Annotated in this window: 29 protein-coding genes and 1 pseudogene; 23 read left to right on the forward strand and 7 right to left on the reverse strand. The window is 71.7% G+C overall.

Translation table 11 applies throughout. The features are described 5' to 3' along the window. Window positions 1-36: 36 nt before the first annotated feature. Window positions 37-867, forward strand: coding sequence for a DNA-formamidopyrimidine glycosylase family protein (locus NEH16_RS07675; protein WP_265540427.1), 831 nt, complete (start codon window positions 37-39; stop codon window positions 865-867). A 46-nt stretch (window positions 868-913) separates the two neighbouring features. On the opposite strand, the gene NEH16_RS07680 is transcribed toward NEH16_RS07675, so the two are convergent. From NEH16_RS07680 to NEH16_RS07705, 6 genes are all read right to left on the reverse strand, one after another. Beyond that, entirely contained in the window at window positions 914-1,177 is a 264-nt protein-coding gene (locus tag NEH16_RS07680) for a hypothetical protein (protein WP_073967371.1), read from the reverse strand. A 168-nt stretch (window positions 1,178-1,345) separates the two neighbouring features. Further along, a complete protein-coding gene (locus NEH16_RS07685) occupies window positions 1,346-1,537 on the reverse strand; it encodes a CsbD family protein (protein ID WP_073967370.1) in 192 nt (63 codons plus the stop codon). 87 nt (window positions 1,538-1,624) lie between these two features. Continuing rightward, window positions 1,625-2,407, reverse strand: a complete 783-nt coding sequence (locus tag NEH16_RS07690; protein ID WP_265540430.1) for a site-specific integrase — start codon at window positions 2,405-2,407, stop codon at window positions 1,625-1,627. Then, complete coding sequence (locus NEH16_RS07695; protein WP_265540432.1) at window positions 2,377-2,886, reverse strand: hypothetical protein; 510 nt, start codon at window positions 2,884-2,886, stop codon at window positions 2,377-2,379. The genes NEH16_RS07690 and NEH16_RS07695 overlap by 31 nt, the downstream gene beginning before the upstream one ends. Beyond that, window positions 2,870-3,073, reverse strand: a complete 204-nt coding sequence (locus tag NEH16_RS07700) for a hypothetical protein (RefSeq protein WP_265540434.1) — start codon at window positions 3,071-3,073, stop codon at window positions 2,870-2,872. Before NEH16_RS07700 ends, NEH16_RS07695 begins: the two co-directional genes overlap by 17 nt. 73 nt (window positions 3,074-3,146) lie before the next feature. After that, entirely contained in the window at window positions 3,147-3,602 is a 456-nt protein-coding gene (locus tag NEH16_RS07705; RefSeq protein WP_265540436.1) for a helix-turn-helix transcriptional regulator, read from the reverse strand. A 207-nt stretch (window positions 3,603-3,809) separates the two neighbouring features. Between NEH16_RS07705 and NEH16_RS07710 the strand changes: the two genes are divergently transcribed. The 22 genes and pseudogenes from NEH16_RS07710 to NEH16_RS07810 all read left to right on the forward strand — a co-directional run bounded on the left by NEH16_RS07710 (window position 3,810) and on the right by NEH16_RS07810 (window position 14,182). Then, complete coding sequence (locus NEH16_RS07710) at window positions 3,810-4,085, forward strand: helix-turn-helix domain-containing protein (protein ID WP_265547103.1); 276 nt, start codon at window positions 3,810-3,812, stop codon at window positions 4,083-4,085. Then, window positions 4,021-4,239 (forward strand): helix-turn-helix domain-containing protein, encoded by a 219-nt coding sequence (locus NEH16_RS07715; RefSeq protein WP_265540438.1) that lies wholly within the window; start codon window positions 4,021-4,023, stop codon window positions 4,237-4,239. The genes NEH16_RS07710 and NEH16_RS07715 overlap by 65 nt, the downstream gene beginning before the upstream one ends. A gap of 136 nt (window positions 4,240-4,375) precedes the next feature. Continuing rightward, window positions 4,376-4,765, forward strand: a complete 390-nt coding sequence (locus NEH16_RS07720) for a DUF6197 family protein (RefSeq protein WP_265540440.1) — start codon at window positions 4,376-4,378, stop codon at window positions 4,763-4,765. Then, window positions 4,762-4,935 carry a hypothetical protein gene (locus tag NEH16_RS07725; RefSeq protein ID WP_265540443.1) on the forward strand — a complete coding sequence of 58 codons (174 nt, stop codon included), beginning with the start codon at window positions 4,762-4,764 and terminating at the stop codon, window positions 4,933-4,935. The genes NEH16_RS07720 and NEH16_RS07725 overlap by 4 nt, the downstream gene beginning before the upstream one ends. Then, a complete protein-coding gene (locus tag NEH16_RS07730) occupies window positions 4,932-5,477 on the forward strand; it encodes a hypothetical protein (RefSeq protein ID WP_265540445.1) in 546 nt (181 codons plus the stop codon). The genes NEH16_RS07725 and NEH16_RS07730 overlap by 4 nt, the downstream gene beginning before the upstream one ends. 182 nt (window positions 5,478-5,659) lie before the next feature. Beyond that, window positions 5,660-5,881, forward strand: a complete 222-nt coding sequence (locus tag NEH16_RS07735) for a hypothetical protein (protein WP_265540447.1) — start codon at window positions 5,660-5,662, stop codon at window positions 5,879-5,881. Beyond that, window positions 5,878-6,972, forward strand: a complete 1,095-nt coding sequence (gene bet / locus NEH16_RS07740; RefSeq protein ID WP_265540449.1) for a phage recombination protein Bet — start codon at window positions 5,878-5,880, stop codon at window positions 6,970-6,972. The genes NEH16_RS07735 and bet overlap by 4 nt, the downstream gene beginning before the upstream one ends. Before the next feature lie 60 nt (window positions 6,973-7,032). Then, on the forward strand, window positions 7,033-7,557 hold the full coding sequence (locus NEH16_RS07745) for a hypothetical protein (protein WP_265540451.1): 525 nt from the start codon (window positions 7,033-7,035) through the stop codon (window positions 7,555-7,557). After that, on the forward strand, window positions 7,554-7,757 hold the full coding sequence (locus NEH16_RS07750) for a hypothetical protein (RefSeq protein WP_265540453.1): 204 nt from the start codon (window positions 7,554-7,556) through the stop codon (window positions 7,755-7,757). Before NEH16_RS07745 ends, NEH16_RS07750 begins: the two co-directional genes overlap by 4 nt. Next, a pseudogene (locus NEH16_RS07755) lies at window positions 7,754-8,034 on the forward strand (WhiB family transcriptional regulator); the annotation flags it as partial. The gene NEH16_RS07750 and the pseudogene NEH16_RS07755, both read left to right, overlap by 4 nt. A gap of 734 nt (window positions 8,035-8,768) precedes the next feature. Further along, complete coding sequence (locus NEH16_RS07760) at window positions 8,769-8,999, forward strand: hypothetical protein (protein ID WP_265540455.1); 231 nt, start codon at window positions 8,769-8,771, stop codon at window positions 8,997-8,999. An 11-nt stretch (window positions 9,000-9,010) separates the two neighbouring features. After that, on the forward strand, window positions 9,011-9,196 hold the full coding sequence (locus NEH16_RS07765; protein WP_265540457.1) for a hypothetical protein: 186 nt from the start codon (window positions 9,011-9,013) through the stop codon (window positions 9,194-9,196). 70 nt (window positions 9,197-9,266) lie between these two features. Beyond that, window positions 9,267-10,070 carry a helix-turn-helix domain-containing protein gene (locus NEH16_RS07770; RefSeq protein ID WP_265540459.1) on the forward strand — a complete coding sequence of 268 codons (804 nt, stop codon included), beginning with the start codon at window positions 9,267-9,269 and terminating at the stop codon, window positions 10,068-10,070. Beyond that, window positions 10,067-10,765: a zinc finger domain-containing protein gene (locus NEH16_RS07775; RefSeq protein WP_265540461.1), complete on the forward strand. Its 699-nt coding sequence runs from the start codon at window positions 10,067-10,069 to the stop codon at window positions 10,763-10,765. Before NEH16_RS07770 ends, NEH16_RS07775 begins: the two co-directional genes overlap by 4 nt. After that, window positions 10,762-10,932: a zinc finger domain-containing protein gene (locus NEH16_RS07780; protein ID WP_265540463.1), complete on the forward strand. Its 171-nt coding sequence runs from the start codon at window positions 10,762-10,764 to the stop codon at window positions 10,930-10,932. Before NEH16_RS07775 ends, NEH16_RS07780 begins: the two co-directional genes overlap by 4 nt. Next, window positions 10,929-11,102 carry a hypothetical protein gene (locus NEH16_RS07785; RefSeq protein ID WP_265540465.1) on the forward strand — a complete coding sequence of 58 codons (174 nt, stop codon included), beginning with the start codon at window positions 10,929-10,931 and terminating at the stop codon, window positions 11,100-11,102. Before NEH16_RS07780 ends, NEH16_RS07785 begins: the two co-directional genes overlap by 4 nt. A 26-nt stretch (window positions 11,103-11,128) precedes the next feature. After that, complete coding sequence (locus NEH16_RS33845) at window positions 11,129-11,287, forward strand: DUF6011 domain-containing protein (protein ID WP_430523743.1); 159 nt, start codon at window positions 11,129-11,131, stop codon at window positions 11,285-11,287. An 8-nt stretch (window positions 11,288-11,295) separates the two neighbouring features. Next, on the forward strand, window positions 11,296-11,463 hold the full coding sequence (locus tag NEH16_RS07790; RefSeq protein WP_265540467.1) for a zinc finger domain-containing protein: 168 nt from the start codon (window positions 11,296-11,298) through the stop codon (window positions 11,461-11,463). Between the two features lie 22 nt (window positions 11,464-11,485). Next, window positions 11,486-12,250, forward strand: coding sequence for a hypothetical protein (locus NEH16_RS07795; protein ID WP_265540469.1), 765 nt, complete (start codon window positions 11,486-11,488; stop codon window positions 12,248-12,250). Between the two features lie 71 nt (window positions 12,251-12,321). Further along, window positions 12,322-13,290, forward strand: coding sequence for a hypothetical protein (locus tag NEH16_RS07800; protein WP_265540471.1), 969 nt, complete (start codon window positions 12,322-12,324; stop codon window positions 13,288-13,290). After that, entirely contained in the window at window positions 13,287-13,739 is a 453-nt protein-coding gene (locus NEH16_RS07805) for a hypothetical protein (RefSeq protein ID WP_265540473.1), read from the forward strand. The genes NEH16_RS07800 and NEH16_RS07805 overlap by 4 nt, the downstream gene beginning before the upstream one ends. Beyond that, window positions 13,736-14,182 carry a hypothetical protein gene (locus NEH16_RS07810; RefSeq protein ID WP_265540475.1) on the forward strand — a complete coding sequence of 149 codons (447 nt, stop codon included), beginning with the start codon at window positions 13,736-13,738 and terminating at the stop codon, window positions 14,180-14,182. The genes NEH16_RS07805 and NEH16_RS07810 overlap by 4 nt, the downstream gene beginning before the upstream one ends. Before the next feature lie 54 nt (window positions 14,183-14,236). Here NEH16_RS07810 and NEH16_RS33850 read toward each other — a convergent pair whose 3' ends face one another. Continuing rightward, the gene (locus NEH16_RS33850) at window positions 14,237-14,428 is read right to left on the reverse strand and encodes a helix-turn-helix domain-containing protein (protein ID WP_374215706.1); all 192 of its coding nucleotides are present in this window, start codon (window positions 14,426-14,428) and stop codon (window positions 14,237-14,239) included. Window positions 14,429-14,771 lie beyond the last annotated feature (343 nt).

Here is a 14,771-nt window from a genome sequence, read left to right on the forward strand (position 1 = left end):
CGCACGACAGCCCCCCGCCCCACGCATCATGGAGGCATGCCCGAAGGAGACACCGTCCTGCAGACCGCCGCGCGGCTGCATCGCGCGCTGGCCGGACAGACCCTCACCACGTCCGACCTCCGCGTCCCCCGGTTCGCCACCGCCGACCTCACGGGCCGGACCGTCCTCGACGTCACCGCCCGGGGCAAGCACCTGCTGACCCGGATCGAGGGCGGTCTCACCCTGCACAGCCACCTCCGGATGGACGGCGCCTGGCGGATCTACGACCCGGGCGAGCGCTGGCGCGGCGGCCCGGCGCACCAGATCCGCGCCGTCCTGGGCAACGCGGCCCACACCGCCGTCGGCTACCGCCTCCCGGTCCTGGAGCTCATGCGCACCCAGGACGAGGAGCAGGCGGTCGGCCATCTCGGCCCCGATCTGCTCGGGCCGGACTGGGACGCGGACACGGCGCTGCGGAATCTCCTGAGCGACCCCGCCCGCCCGCTCGGCGAGGCCCTGCTCGACCAGCGCAACCTGGCCGGGATCGGGAACATCTACAAGGCCGAGCTCTGCTTCCTGGCCCGGGCCACCCCCTGGCTGCCCATCGGCGAGCTGCCCGCCCGGACGGCCACTCTGCTGGTCAGCACGGCGCACCAGCTGCTCGACGCCAACCGCGACCGCCCGAACCGGATCACGACGGCCGGGGGCCGTTCCCGTACCGTCGCGAGCGCAGCGGCCCGCACCCGCAGGCCGAGCGAAAGCCTCTGGGTCTACGGCCGGACGCACCGCCCCTGCCTGCGCTGCGGCACCCCCATCCGCGCGGCCGAACAGGACGACCGCCCCGCGTACTGGTGTCCCAGCTGCCAGGCCGGCCCGGGGCCCGCCTGACGCACCCAGCCCCGCCGGCGCGCAGCCGGAGCGACCGCTCCAGCCCCTACCTGACCACCCACCGCCGCCACGCCCCCACCCGTCTGCGGGCCCACGCCGTGCCGCGCCGCAGCAGGCCCGTGCCCGCGTCGAAGATGCCGAGGGGTCTGGCAGTCGCGGCCACATGCACCGGCAGGAGGCTGAGCCCCCAGCCGCCCGCCACCACCGCTCCCTCGACCACCCCCGCGTGCGCCGGGGCCAGCATCAGCCGCAGCACGGCCCACCACCACGCGCCGCAGAGAACGAGCGCGGGCACCCATCGCCGTACCATGGCTGCCTCCTCCGGCTTGATCCAAACGAAGGACCCTAGTCGTGCCCGCTCCTCCGGGCGAGAGCGCACCGTTGCGTCCCCGGCGCGCACGGTGCGGTCGCACCACCCCACCGACCCCTCTCAGCACGGAGCCCCCACCGCACGGGTGGGGGCTCGGCCGAGGGCGGGTCAGTCCTTGTCGTCGTTCAGGGAGTCCTTGACGCCGTCGGCCCGGTCGCGGGCACCGTCCATGGCGTCCTTGGCCTTGCCCTTGGCCTGGTCCGCCTTGCCCTCGGCCTCCTTGCGACGGTCGCCGGTCATCTTGCCCATGGCTTCCTTCGCCTTGCCGGTGACCTTGTCCTTCGCGCCTTCGTTCCTCATGTTCGTACCTCCGTTGGAGAAATCCGGTGGGTGGCTGTGCGGGTTCAGGCGCTCTCGGCCTGGAACATCCACGCGTGATGTCCCGGACTAGCCTCTGAGCTGGGCGACTACCCCGTATCCCGTACGGGATTCCGGAATCCTTCCGCTCGTTCCGGAGGATTCCGTCTCGGCGCCAGTCTCACCCGGCTCAGCCCACGCCGCATCCAGAACGTCGCGCGTCCGCTCCTCCGCCTCCGCGAAGAGGTGGGCGTACGTCCGCATCGTCGTCATGACGTCCTTGTGCCCGAGGCGCCGCTGCACAACCTTCGGATTCTCCCCGCCCGCGATGAGCACCGAGGCGTAGTGGTGGCGCAGCTCGTGCCAGTGCCTCGGCTCCAGCCCGGCCTTCGTGCACACGGACTTAATCGCGTAGTCGATCGTGGACTTACCGATCAGTCCGGCGGCCGGCATCGTGAAGATGAGTCCGGCCCCGGGGCCGGACTGCGGCACGGGGTGCCGCTCGATGTAGGCCGCCAGCACATCCACGGTGCGCTGCGTCAGCGGCAGGGTCCGGAGGCCGGCGCCGGTCTTCAGCTCATCGAAGTACATGCCCTTGCGGGCTTCGTACACCAGCTGCTGGTCCACAAGCATCGTGCGTCGCAGGAAGTCGACGCGCGCGAGGCGCAGGCCGCGGATCTCGCCGGACCGGAGCCCGGTAAGGGTGGTGACCTCGATCATGGTGCGCCATCGGTCGATGTTCGCTGCGGCAATCAGCTGCCGCACCTCGGTCACGTCGGGCGGCTGGACGACGGACTCGTCCAGGGCCGGGGCAGGAATGCGCTCGAACGGGCTGACGGGGATCACGCGGTCGATGACGGCGAGACGGAACACACCGCGGACGTACCGCGCGACCCGGTTGGGGTAGCTGCCCGATAGCTCGTACTTGGTGATGAGGAGCTTCTGCCACGCCCCGGCCTCGCTGGGCTTGATCGAACGGATCTCCCTGTTCCCCCACTCGGGAACAGGTACCGGCGCAGCGCGCCCTCGTACTCGTTCTCGGAGCGGCCGTTGATGGACTGCGCGGGCAGCCATGTGTCCCGGGCGAACCGTTCGACGGTGACGCGGCCGGCCTTGGGGTCCAGCCAGGAGCCGGACTGCTTGGCCGCCTCCTGCTTGTTGATCTCCCGTTCGGCTTCAACCTTGGTGGCCCAGAGGCTGGTGACCTCCTTGCCGTTGGGGTCGTCGTAGCGGGCCTGCCAGCGTTTGCCCTTCCCGTGGGCGGCGGCTGCGACCATGCCTTTGTGCTGGCCGCACTCGGGCTCGCCCGGCTTGGGCCGGGTCTTGTGCCAGCGGTCAGCTACGTACCCCATGGAGCGCTCCCAGTGCGTGGCCCGCATTGATGCCGCAGGCGAGCATGGCAACGGCGGCCTGTACGCGCATGCGTGGCTGGGTGCGGGTCAGGGTGTTGACGACGGCGGTGGGCCGCCCGTTCGTGTTGCAGGTGAAGGCGGCCACGCGCGGGCCCAGTTCCTCATAGATGACGATCGGCTCAGGCATGCGTGTCCCCGTTCTCGTCCGGAGCGACAGGCTCCGGGGACTTCGGAGAATATGCCGAGTGACCGTTTGGTGACTACGGGTTCGCACGATTCGTTGAAGGTTGTACGCCATCCGTCTCGCTGATGACGCCGTGTCGACGCAATGCGTCCACGGCGAGGCGGGTGGCCTCGCGGATCTCTGCGGGGGTGGCGTTGTCGAGGGCCCGGACCATGGCGTTGGTGATGGCCCCGGTCGCGGTCTCCTCATCCAACTGCGCCTGCACGGGAACGTCCTGGCCGTCACCCCCCGGCGGCGCGGCACCATCCAGGACGTCGTCCACCGCTCCGGCCGGCCAGCCGAGTGCGGCGGCTACGCGGGCGAGGGTATAGGGGCGCCGGCCGGTGGGGACCTTGCCGCCCTCGGCGTCCTGAATGCTGCGACTGGAGACGCCAGCAGCGTCGGCCAGGTCTGCCTGGGTGAGGCCGGACGCCTCGCGGGCGCTGCGGAGTGCGCGGCCGAGCCGGGCCCAGCTTTCTGGGTCGCGGTTCATGGGGGAGGCCCCTCTCCGTGTCAACTGCCCTATGCACGCAACGGCGAGCAACGATCGGCAACAGGGTAAGGCCACCCTCCTCGGCACGCGATGCCAACCCCTGAACATGACCGAAAACTGACACGCCCTATACGCGGCGTGATCCATCTCAATCCATCCCAACGCGAACGCTTGCATCCCTGCGCATCGTTGCGTATCGTCTCCGTCATGAAAGCCGACGGACCGCGAATCCGGCAGCGACGCGAAACGAGCGGGCAGGGCCTGCGCAAGTTCGCGCGGACCGCCGGAATCTCCGCATCGCACCTCTCCCGCATCGAACGAGGGGAGACGGACCCTCAGCCCGAGGCTCTCGCTCGAATCGCCACCCACCTGGGATGCGACATCGCTGACCTCGTACCGGAAACGAACGGAGACGACAGTGGCAACGACCACCGCCGCACCGGACCTGATGACGACGAAGGAAGTCGCGGCGCTCATCCGTAAGACGCCGCACGCGGTGCGGCAGATGCGGCACCGAGGCATCGGCCCCCGGGGCACGCGCGTCGGCCGGGACACCTTGTACCCCCGCGACGGCGTCATGGCCTGGCTCCGGGCGCTGGAGCAGGCGGACCCGCTCGCACAGCGTTCCGCCGCCTGACCCACCACGCACAAGGGACGCCCAGCCCTAGCCCGGCCAGACGTCCCGACGGCACCTCAACCCGATCAGAAATCGAGGACACCGTGGAACAGAAGCTTACCGACCCCACGAACACCCCGGCGGGGACCGGCATCCGTTGCCGGTCCGGTTCATCATGCCGCGCCCGCTGACCGTGCCGGCCGTGCTGCTGGCGGCGGCGCGGATCGTGCAGGCGCAGGGCCTGTGGCAGGGGGATTACGTCCCAGATCCGCTGGACCGGGAGATGACGGTGCCGCATTCGGCGCGGCCGATGTCGTTGGTCGCGGCCATCAAGTGCGCGGTGTCGGGTGACCCGCACCGTACGTCGCAGTTGGCGGACACGGCGATTGGGTTCCTGGCCCTGTCGATCGGCGGCGGCCCGACGTACGGCGACATCTTCAGCCTGGAGGCGCACGTCGAGGCGTGGGGCGACGAGCCCGGCCGTACCGGGGATGACGTGGTGCGGATGCTGGAGCTGGCGGCGACGGCCCCGGAGCGTGCGGCATGAGCGCCCCGCAGGATGACGCGCTGGCGGCGGCGGTTGCCGAGCACGGCCCGTTCCCGATGCCGACCGGTACCCCGCTCCCGGGTGAGCTCGCGGAGCAGCGGCACCTCATCGACCCGTTGGACCACCTGCTGGAGCACCTGGCGGACGAGCGCCCGGCGGTGCAGGCATGAGCGCCCGCGCTGATCTGATGCGGCTGCTGACCGCGTTCACCTCGATCGACCGGGCCCGGCGGCTGGTTGACCTTCACCACGCGGAGGTGCTGGCCACGTCCGACCCGATCGTCGTCGGCCGGTTCGACGCGGCAATCGAGCCCGCGCCGGAGGAGGAGCAGTTGCTCACCGTCGGGTGCATCGCCGAGGACGGGCGCCCGGTCGCGTTGCTGCTGAACGTCGAGGACCGGGCGAGGGTCGCCGGGTGGCTGGACCCACAAGCGGACCAGCTGCGCAACGACGTGACGGGTGCCTGCCTCGCCCGCTGGGAGGAGGAGCAGGACAACGCCCGGCTGCGACTCGCGTGGAAGTCCGCGCGGCAAGGTCGCCGGAAGGCCCGGGAGGGCGTCCACGAGCTGACCTCGTCCGAGCAGCAGTTCCTGCGGTTCGCGTTGGAGCTGGCCGCCGACCGGATGTCCGAGCACGGCGACGAGTTCGACGCCGACGACGAGGCCGCGCTGGAGTCGCTGCGCCGCCTCACCGGGGAGGCCCCCCGTGGCTGACCAGACCGCCGCCGTGGACCCGGCCGAAGTGGAGCGAAGGATCCGGGCCGAGATTGCCGAGGACTTCATCCGGCAGGGCAGGGCGTCCGCCTCCCTTACCTGGGGTCAGGCGTACGAGATTGCTCTCCACGGACTCTGCTCGTGCAGCGGTGGGACAAAGCCCTGCGCTGAGGCGGTGCCCCGTGGCTGACCGCGAGTCGACGTTCGCGGGGACGTGGCGCCGCCCGCCCGCCGACGGCAACGGCCGGTCGCTGCGCGAACTCCAGGACCGCGCCTCGTTCGACCAGGCCCCCGCGCAGGGCGTCTCCTGCGCCATCACCGCACCCATCGCCCTCGCCGCCGCCGGCGGCCTGTGGTGGGCCCTGTACGAGGGCGGCCGCGCCCTGATCGGAGCACTCGCATGACCACGACCGACATCGCCACCACGGCGGGCGGCAGCCTCGCCATCCGCCCCGACCAGACCCAGTGGACCCCGGACCAGGCCGCCGTCCTCCAGCAGTCCGGCATCGACAACCAGGTCGCCCCCGCCGAACTGTCCGCGTTCCTCCACCTGTGCCAGCGCACCCGCCTCGACCCGTTCTCCCGGCAGATCTACCTGATCGGCCGGTGGGACAACCGGCAGGGCCGCAAGGTCTACACCCCGCAGACCAGCATCGACGGCTACCGCGTCATCGCCCACCGGGCGGCCGGGGACGCCGTGCACTCCCTCGGCTACGACGACACCCTGTGGTGCGCGAAGGACGGCCGCTGGCGGGACGTGTGGCTGGACGACGAGCCCCCGGCCGCCGCGAAGGTGACGGTGATCCGGAACGGGCAGCGGTTCAGCGCGGTGGCCCGGCACTCGGAGTACGTGCAGACGGGCAAGGACGGCAAGCCGTCGGGCCTGTGGGTGAAGATGCCCGCGACCATGACGGCGAAGTGCGCCGAAGCGCTCGCGCTGCGCATGGCGTTCCCGCACGACCTGGCCGGGGTGTACACGGCTGAGGAAATGGCGCAGTCGGACAACGCGGGCCCGGCTGAGCAGCAGCTGCGCCGGGTCCAACCGGGCGAGGCCGACCCGTGGGAGACGGCTGCCCCGCAGACCGCCGCGCAGGGCCGCGACTACCTGCACGAGGCGTACGAGGCGGCCGACGCTGACACGGTCCGCCGCCTGTGGCTGGAGGCCCGCGCGGATGGGGCTGTGCCGGAGTACCTGGCGCAGATCGCCGCCGTCGGCAAGGAGAAAGCCGCCGGGGTGGACGAGGGCAGCCGTCCCGACGGTGAGACGCGGGCCGTGCCCCTCGACTCGCAGGTGGTGGATGCCGAGATCGTCGCCGAGGCGCTGTCCCCCGAGGACGACTACGCCGCCGCCGTCGCCGAACTTCGCGAGGCCGCCGAGGCTGCCCAGCTGGAGAACTTTGAGCAGGGCACCGAGCAGGCCCTCGGCATGCCGCTCTCCGAGGCATCCACGGACGCAATCCGGGCGCTCGCCGCGCAGATCCGCCCCGCCCCCTAACCCACCGCCACCGGGGGCGCCGCGGCCCGAACCTGCGGCGCCCCCACCAAGGAGCATCCCATGAACGACATGCAGCAACTGGCCTTGGAAGAGGCCGCGCTGAAAACCCTGGCCGACACGGTCATGGACCGGCTCAAGGCCGTGAAGGCCGAGATGCAGACGGCGCTCACCGAGGGCGGCGTGGGCAAGGTCGACGCCACCCTGCCCGACGGCCGCAAGGTTGCCGTCATCTCCCGCACCGACCCGAAGCCCGCCGCGGTCGTGGTTGACGGTGACGCGTTCCTCGCCTGGGTCCGGGCCAACTCCCCGCACAACGTGGTCTCGCGCCTCGTCACCGAGGTCCGGCCCGCCTACGCGACCGCGCTTCTCGCCGAGATGACGGCGGCCGGTACGGCTGAGGTGTCGGACCGGGAGACGGGTGTGGTGGAGGCGGTGCCGGGGGTGGAGATCCGGGCGACTCGGTCGGTGTCGCACTCGGTGCGGCCGACGAAGGACGGCCGGGACCTGATCGCCGAGGCGTGGCGGTCTGGGGCGCTGGCCCACCTCGCGCTCCCGCAGATCACCGCCGGGGGTGAGCCGTCGTGAGACTGCCCCGCCTGCTCCGACCGCGCGGCCGTCACCGCGCCCCGGCCACCGCGACGTTCACCCCGCACGGCGTCCTCGACGGGTCGAGGTGGCTGGTGTGCGACACCACCGCGTGCGCCCACCTCACCACCCGCCACCAGCCCACCCACCCCGGCTGGACCTGCACCGAGTGCCACACCCTGAAGGGAGACCCGTCGTGAACCGCGCACCCGACAACCTCCCGCCCAGCTACGACTGGCGTCACGACGCCGAGTGCCGCCGCGCCGACCGCGACATCGACCCCGACCTGTTCCACCCGGCCGGCACAACCGGCTTCTGGGCGGTGCGGATCGGCGAAGCCAAGCAGGTCTGCCGCCGCTGCCCCGTCATGGAGGAGTGCGGCCGGTGGGCTCTGACCCACACGGAGTCCGGCATCTGGGCGGCATGACCGAGCAGGAACGGTCGTCGTACCGGCGACGCCTCCAGCGCGCGGCCGCAACCGGAACCGAGCCCGCGAAGGCGCGGACCCCGGTCATCGTCTACGGCTCGCACGAGCAGGCGTACCGGGCGAACACCCTGTCGGACGGTGATCACCTTGTGTGGGTTGGCGGCAGGGAAGTCAAGGTCGACGGCCACCGGCTCACCACCGGGCAGGTCGTGTGGTGGGCGACCCGGGGGCGCGCCCCGGTGGGGCGGGTGTTCACCGACTGCGGCCTGAGCGGGTGCGTGCTGCACGTCTCCGACCAGCCCACCCGGGACGCCCGGCGCGCGGCCGAAAAGGCGGCAAAGGAAGCCGCCCGGGAGGCGGCAGGGCAGAACCGGTGCGGAACCCGATACGGGTACCAACTCCACCGGCAGGCGGGCGAGACCGCGTGCCAGCCGTGCAAAGACGCGAACGCCGCAGCGAACCGGCGCCTGTGCGACACCGGCACGTCGAAGGTCCCGAAGCCGACCACCGCCCAGTGCGGCACGAACTCCGGCTACCAGACCCACCGCACCCGGAACGAGCCGATCTGTAACCCGTGCCGTCAGGCCCACGCGGAGGCCGGTCGGCAGTACCGGGAAAACGCGCAGGCGAAGCGCCCGACGACCAGCTCGGACTGCGGGACGGCGTCGGGGCATCGCGGCCACCTGGACCGCGGGGAGGCGCCGTGCGCCCCTTGCATGGACGCCCGCGCCCGTACCGCCTGGCTGCTGAAGACCGCCACCACCCCCGAACGGAGCGCCGCCTGATGGACCAGGAACAGACCGGAGACCTCATCTTCGAAGCCCTCGCGCACGCTGTCGCGGGCAACGCCGACGAGGCCGCCACCACCCTCATGAAGATCGGCCAGGCGTCCAACGACAGCCGCATGTACGGCGTCTGCTGCGCCATCGCGTCCGCCGGAACCCACGCCCTCGGGCTCGTCTACGGCGACCAGGCGCCTACCCGGGCACCGGCATATACGTCCTCCAGGAGCTGAAGCCCGGTGCCATGGAGGCCGACCCGCCGAAGGCGTTCGCCGTTCGGTTCCTTACCGCGTACGCCAACGGCGACCACGACACCTGCCTCGCCCTGTTCGAGGCCGCGCTCCACGCCTCCGACGAGCAGTACGTCAGCTCGGTGTGCGCGCTCCTCGCGGACGTCGCCGGGATCTATCGCCTTGCGCTGAAGCGCTGACCGACCGGCCCGGGGCCGTGCGCCCCGGGCCACCACCCGCACCACAGCAACCCGTACGGAAGAGGAACGCGTGAGCATCAAGGTCACCAACTGGGTGTGGGCGATGTCGAAGTCCCGCAACGGGGCGCGGCTGGTCCTGCTCGCGATTGCTGACCGGGCGGACGACAACGGGCTCGCGTGGCCGTCGATCGAGGACATCGCCGACCGGACGAAGTTGTCGGCTCGGGCGGTACAGAAGGGCATCGCCAGCCTCGTGAAGATCGAGGAGCTGGAGGTTGAGAACGGGGGCGGCCGGCACCGGTCGAACCGGTACCGGATCACTCCGAAACCCCGCACATCTGACGGGGTTACCGATGAAGAACCCCGCACATTCGACGGGGAATCGGGGTCAGAAACCCCGAACTTTGAGCACGAAACCCCGAACTCTGCGACAGAAACCCCGAACAATACTCCCGGTAACCCCGTCCAAAGTTCACCCGAACCCCCACTAGAACCACCAACAGAACCATCAGAGAACCCCCCTGCACGACGGCGCGAACCGTCCCCCGCAGAACAGCTTCTCGACAAATGGTGGGAGCAGTACGGGCACACCACAGCCCAGGGGAAGCACTCCATCCGCCGCGCCATCACCGACGCCCTGAACAACGGCATCGAGCCCGGCGAACTCTGGACCGCGCTCACCCGCATCGGCGACCTCAGCAAGCCCATCACCGGCGGCACCCTCCAGTTCGCCTTCTCCGAACTCCGCAAGGCCACCGCGGGCAGCAACGTCGTCCACCTCCCCACCGGCCGCACCCTCACCGGCACCGACGCCCGCGTCGCCGGATGGGCCGCCCTCACCGCCGAACTCGAAGCCAAGGAGAACCAGCGATGAACACCGCCGAGGCCGGCCGCCTCCTCATGCACGCCGCCGCCTTCGACAACCGGCAACCCTCCGCCGCAGCTGCCGAGGCGTGGGCCGCCGCCCTCGCCAGCATGCCGTTCGACCAGGACACCCTGGCCGCCGTCGCCCGCTACTACGCCACACCCCCCGCCCGGCCCGGCGACCGGCTGTGGATCCAGCCCCACGACATCCGCACCCACCGCGCCGCGATCCGCAACGACCGCCTCACCGGGTTCGTGTACGAGCCGCAGCCCGACGACGACAACCCCGCCGCGTACCTGCGGAACCTGCGCCAGCAGCGCGCCCTCGTCGCCGGAGGACACCGCCCCGCCGAAGTCCGCGCCGCGCTCCCGCCCGCCGACTCCGACCGGCTGAAGGGCACCCTCGAACTCGTGGGCCGCATCGTCCCCGACGACGAGGACGAGCCTGCCGCCAGCCCGCTGTCCATCCCCTGCCCGCAGTGCCGGGCCCGCCTCGGGCAGCAGTGCGTACGGGCCGGGCACCCCATCACCACCCCGCACGTCGCCCGCATACGCGTCGCCAACGGCGGCCCCGCCATCGACCCCGCCGACCAGCAGGCCGCCGACGACCGCCGCGCCGCCGCCGCGGCCTACCTCGCCCGCCTCACCGACGACGAGCGCGCCGAACTGGCCGCGTTCGAGCAGCAGCAGAAGGACGCCTCGTGAGCGCGCCCCGGCCCGTCGGCCTCGGACGGCCCCGGCCCGCTGCCCTGGCCGTGCCGTGCCCGCACTGCCACGCGACGACCGGCGCCCCGTGCACCATCCCGGCAACCGGTGGCCGCCTCACCGACCCCCACCCCTCACGCATCGAGCAGCAGGAGCGTGCCGCATGAACCCGTTCCCGCCCGCTGCTGCCGCGATCATCGACGCCGCCATAGACGACTACCGGCTGCTCGTCCCCCCGGAGGAACAGACCCCGGCCGGGCTCACCGACCGCATCGGCCAGTACCTCCTGTCCTCCGGGTACGCGGTTCGGCCCGACGTGACCGAGCCCGCCCGGTGACCCCGTGCTGCCGGGTGTGCGGCCGCGTGCTCCGCACGGAGCGGTCCCGGGCCGCCGGGGTCGGACCCGTCTGCCGCAGGCGCTCACAGCCCCGCACAGCCGCTCGCATCCCCACCCCCCTTCCCGACCACCACGTCGACGGGCAGACCGAACTCCCGCTCGTCCACCACCAACCCACCCTCTGAAGCGCCTGATGCCTGACCGCCCCGCCCACTTCCCCGCGCTCGCGGTGGCTTGCCCCACCTGCGGCAGCGCCCCCGGGCAGCTCTGCACCAGCCACTCCGGCACCCGTCCCCGCCGGCACGACGTCCACCAGACCCGCACCGCCGCCCACAACGCACAGACCAGGAGCACCCAGTGACTGACCGCCAGCACGTTGTCATGTGGTCGGGGGCATCACCTCCTGGGCCACCGCCCGCCACGTAGTCGCGCAGTACGGCGCGGCCAGCACCACCCTGCTGTTCGCCGACACGAACGCCGAGGACGAAGACCTGTACACGTTCAACGAGCAAGCCAGTGCCCAGCTCGGCGTACCGATTACCCGCGTCGCCGACGGCCGCGACCCCTGGCAGGTATTCGAGGACAAGCGGTGGCTCGGCAACACCCGCATCGCCCAGTGCTCCCACGCACTGAAGCAAGAGCCCTGCCGGGACTGGCTGGCCGCGAACACGGACCCGGCCAGCGCCACCCTGTACGTCGGCATCGACTGGACCGAGACGCACCGGCTGCCCGCGATCGTCGACGGCTGGGCGCCCTGGACCGTCGAGGCGCCGCTCACCGAACCGCCCTGGAAGAACAAGGATCAGCTCCGCGCCGAAGCGCGCGACGCCGGCCTGATCGACCCCCGCCTCTACCGGCTTGGGTTCGCGCACAACAACTGCGGTGGCGCCTGCGTGAAGGGCGGCCAGGCCCAGTGGGCGCGGCTCCTGGCCGTGTTCCCTGAGCGGTACGCCCGAGCCGAGGCCGCCGAGATCAAGATGCGTCGCCTGCTCGGCAAGGACGTGTCGGTCCTCCGCGACCGCACCGGCGGTACCACCAGGCCGCTCACGCCGACCGCGCTCCGGCACCGCATCGAGGAGCAGCCCGACCAGCTTGACCTGTTTGACGAAGGCGGCTGCGGCTGCTTCACGGACGCGCTAGCCGCATGACCGCGCAGTACGCCCCGGCCGGGTCTCAGCCGGCCGGGGCGCCCGCTCAGCATCCCACCCGAAGGAGCACCATGCCCGACCAGCCCACCACCGCCACCGCCCTCACCCGCGCCATCCACGCGCTGAAGTCCCCGCCGCCGGAAGGGTCGCAGCACTACCAGTCCGGCTGGGACACGGGCTTGGAGGCGGCCATCGAGGTCGTGCGCGGCTTCTACGACCAGCCCACCGCCCCGCCTGCCGCCGACCTCCGCGACCGCATCGTGCGGGCGCTCGATGAATGTCGGACGCTCGTTCCGGCGGCGCAGGCCGACGCGGTCCTGGCCGTCCTGCCGACGTCCGGGCCGTGCTCGTGCGGCGGTCACTTCCCGCTCCACCACCTGCACGCTGATACGCACGAGCCCGCGTCTGCCCCTGTCGCGCCCGCCGACAGGCCTGCCGACCGCCGGGCCCGGTACGCCGCCGCGATCCGCGATAACGACGGCTGGGTCCTCGACGGCGGGCAGCACATGGTCGACGCCGTCATGGCCGTCGCGGACGCCGAACAGGCCGCACTGCGTGCCGACCTCGCCCGCGCGAAGGACGACCGCGCCTACTGGTACCACGAGCTGAAGAGCGCCGAGGCCAAGGTGGAGCGGCTGCGCGCCGACCGGGCCACCACGCTCCGGGAAGCCGCCGACCGCGTCGACAACGAGGAACTGCCGCAGGACTACGTCGACATGTTCGACAACGGAGCACGCTGGGCTGCCCGTCTGCTTCGCCGCCTGGCCGACGAGGCGCAGCCGCCCGCTCCGTGCGGGCGCTCGGACTCCATACCCACCCCGTGCTCGGCGGGCGACCACTGCTGCCAGGACGCCGTCGCGGCGCAGCAGCCCGAGACCGAGGCGTCCGTCACGCTCGCCACCCCGTGCGCCGGATGCAGGCACACCCGGAACTGGCACGACATGGGTACTGGCCGCTGCCTCGTACCCACCGGACTCGCCGAACAGTGCGGCTGCGAGACCTTCACCGCCCCCGCCCCGACCGAGGAGCCGACCCGATGACCCAGCCCAACACCGACACCCCCCGCCGCTTCTACCTCCAGCGCAACCACGACGTCACCGGCGCGTCCGGCACCGGCCGCGTCGCCGACGGCGTTCTCTGGCCCGACGGCACCGCCACCCTCCGCTGGCGCGGCGACCGCGCCTCGACCGTTCACTGGGACCGCATCGAGGACGCCGAGACCATCCACGGCCACGGCGGTCACACCGTCATCGTGTGGCTCGACTGGCCCACCGCCGCCGCCGACCCCGACCTGCCGTGCATGGTCTGCCTCGACGGCCACGGCGCCCCCACCCGCTGCGCCTGGGCCGTCCGCATAGACGACCAGCGCGACATGGACGGCCAGCCCACCCGCCTCATCGTCCAGCCCACCGCCGGACAGCACGTCGGCCCCGAGGACGCGGCATGGCTCCACCGCCTGATCACCGGCACCGAGGAGCCGACGCCGTGACCGACCGCACCCCCCTGGACGACCTCACGTCCGACGCCCTCGACCAGCTGTACGACCGGCTCGACTCCATGGACGCCGCCGTGCAGTCCACCGCCGCAGCCGCGCTCGCCCACAGCGGCTGCCACAGCAAGCTCATGCACCAGTGCCAGCGCGCCGAGCATGCCGAGGCCGCCATCGCCAGCGTTCGGGAGTTCGCGACCCGGCTGGAGGAGTTCGCCGAGAACGCCCTCAAGACCGGCGACCGGCAGCTGTACGCGGCCCTCGCCGCAGACCTCCGGACCGCAGTCGACACGGCACCCGACCCCGGCACCGTGACCATCACCCAGACCCGCCACGACCACCTCGTCGCCGGGCAGTGCATCCACCACCAGGAGGTGCACCGGCTCCACCACGGCGAGCCCGTCACCGGGTGCCCGTACCCCGGCTGCCACCCCGACGCCTAACCCGCGCAGCACGAAGCCCCCGACCACTCGGCCGGGGGCTTCGACGCGTGCGGACTAGTCGGCCAGCGAGCCCGGCCGCATCGTCGTACCGGCGAACCACAGCAGATCAGACACCATCCCTACGGACCGGCCGGTCTCGTCGGCTAGCTGGCGGACCGTCGCCCCCGCCTCGTACCGGCGCTTCAGGTCGGTGGCCACCTTCAGCCGCTCCTCGCCCTTCAGGTAATGGCGAGCGGGCGGCTTCAGATCCGTGCGCTGCCCCTGCCGCGACTTTCGGCCGGCGAAGTACGGCCGGGCCAGTCGGTAGTCGACAGCCTTTGACCGGCCGATCTGCACTACCGGCGGAAAGGCAGGGTCATCGCGCGACAGCTGCGAAATCCGCTGATGAGTCAGTTGGATCACCCCGTCATTGCTCAAGCGAGCGGCCAGCTCTCTGAACGACACCATGTCCGGCCCTCCTTCGTCGTCGGCCACGGCACCATCCTCCCCGACTTCGTTGCCATATGGCAATGAAGTCGCTACGGTCGTATCAGCAACAAGGAAGGCCCCGGCCGGAGTTCGCACCTCCATTGGCCGGGGCCAGACCCAC

Source organism: Streptomyces drozdowiczii (assembly GCF_026167665.1).
GTDB lineage: Bacteria > Actinomycetota > Actinomycetes > Streptomycetales > Streptomycetaceae > Streptomyces > Streptomyces drozdowiczii_A.

Excerpts from the sequence above, each read along its gene's own strand:
- NEH16_RS07700 (WP_265540434.1), bottom strand. The coding sequence starts at position 3,073 with ATGCCTGAGCCGATCGTCATCTATGAGGAACTGGGCCCGCGCGTGGCC.
- NEH16_RS07745 (WP_265540451.1), top strand. The coding sequence starts at position 7,033 with ATGAACGACATGCAGCAACTGGCCTTGGAAGAGGCCGCGCTGAAAACC.
- NEH16_RS07775 (WP_265540461.1), top strand. The coding sequence starts at position 10,067 with ATGAACACCGCCGAGGCCGGCCGCCTCCTCATGCACGCCGCCGCCTTC.
- NEH16_RS07725 (WP_265540443.1), top strand. The coding sequence starts at position 4,762 with ATGAGCGCCCCGCAGGATGACGCGCTGGCGGCGGCGGTTGCCGAGCAC.
- NEH16_RS07785 (WP_265540465.1), top strand. The coding sequence starts at position 10,929 with ATGAACCCGTTCCCGCCCGCTGCTGCCGCGATCATCGACGCCGCCATA.
- NEH16_RS07705 (WP_265540436.1), bottom strand. The coding sequence starts at position 3,602 with ATGAACCGCGACCCAGAAAGCTGGGCCCGGCTCGGCCGCGCACTCCGC.
- NEH16_RS07685 (WP_073967370.1), bottom strand. The coding sequence starts at position 1,537 with ATGAGGAACGAAGGCGCGAAGGACAAGGTCACCGGCAAGGCGAAGGAA.
- NEH16_RS07790 (WP_265540467.1), top strand. The coding sequence starts at position 11,296 with ATGCCTGACCGCCCCGCCCACTTCCCCGCGCTCGCGGTGGCTTGCCCC.
- NEH16_RS07730 (WP_265540445.1), top strand. The coding sequence starts at position 4,932 with ATGAGCGCCCGCGCTGATCTGATGCGGCTGCTGACCGCGTTCACCTCG.
- NEH16_RS07800 (WP_265540471.1), top strand. The coding sequence starts at position 12,322 with ATGCCCGACCAGCCCACCACCGCCACCGCCCTCACCCGCGCCATCCAC.
- bet (WP_265540449.1), top strand. The coding sequence starts at position 5,878 with ATGACCACGACCGACATCGCCACCACGGCGGGCGGCAGCCTCGCCATC.
- NEH16_RS07760 (WP_265540455.1), top strand. The coding sequence starts at position 8,769 with ATGGACCAGGAACAGACCGGAGACCTCATCTTCGAAGCCCTCGCGCAC.
- NEH16_RS07805 (WP_265540473.1), top strand. The coding sequence starts at position 13,287 with ATGACCCAGCCCAACACCGACACCCCCCGCCGCTTCTACCTCCAGCGC.
- NEH16_RS07680 (WP_073967371.1), bottom strand. The coding sequence starts at position 1,177 with ATGGTACGGCGATGGGTGCCCGCGCTCGTTCTCTGCGGCGCGTGGTGG.
- NEH16_RS07675 (WP_265540427.1), top strand. The coding sequence starts at position 37 with ATGCCCGAAGGAGACACCGTCCTGCAGACCGCCGCGCGGCTGCATCGC.
- NEH16_RS07765 (WP_265540457.1), top strand. The coding sequence starts at position 9,011 with ATGGAGGCCGACCCGCCGAAGGCGTTCGCCGTTCGGTTCCTTACCGCG.
- NEH16_RS07710 (WP_265547103.1), top strand. The coding sequence starts at position 3,810 with ATGAAAGCCGACGGACCGCGAATCCGGCAGCGACGCGAAACGAGCGGG.
- NEH16_RS07695 (WP_265540432.1), bottom strand. The coding sequence starts at position 2,886 with ATGGGGTACGTAGCTGACCGCTGGCACAAGACCCGGCCCAAGCCGGGC.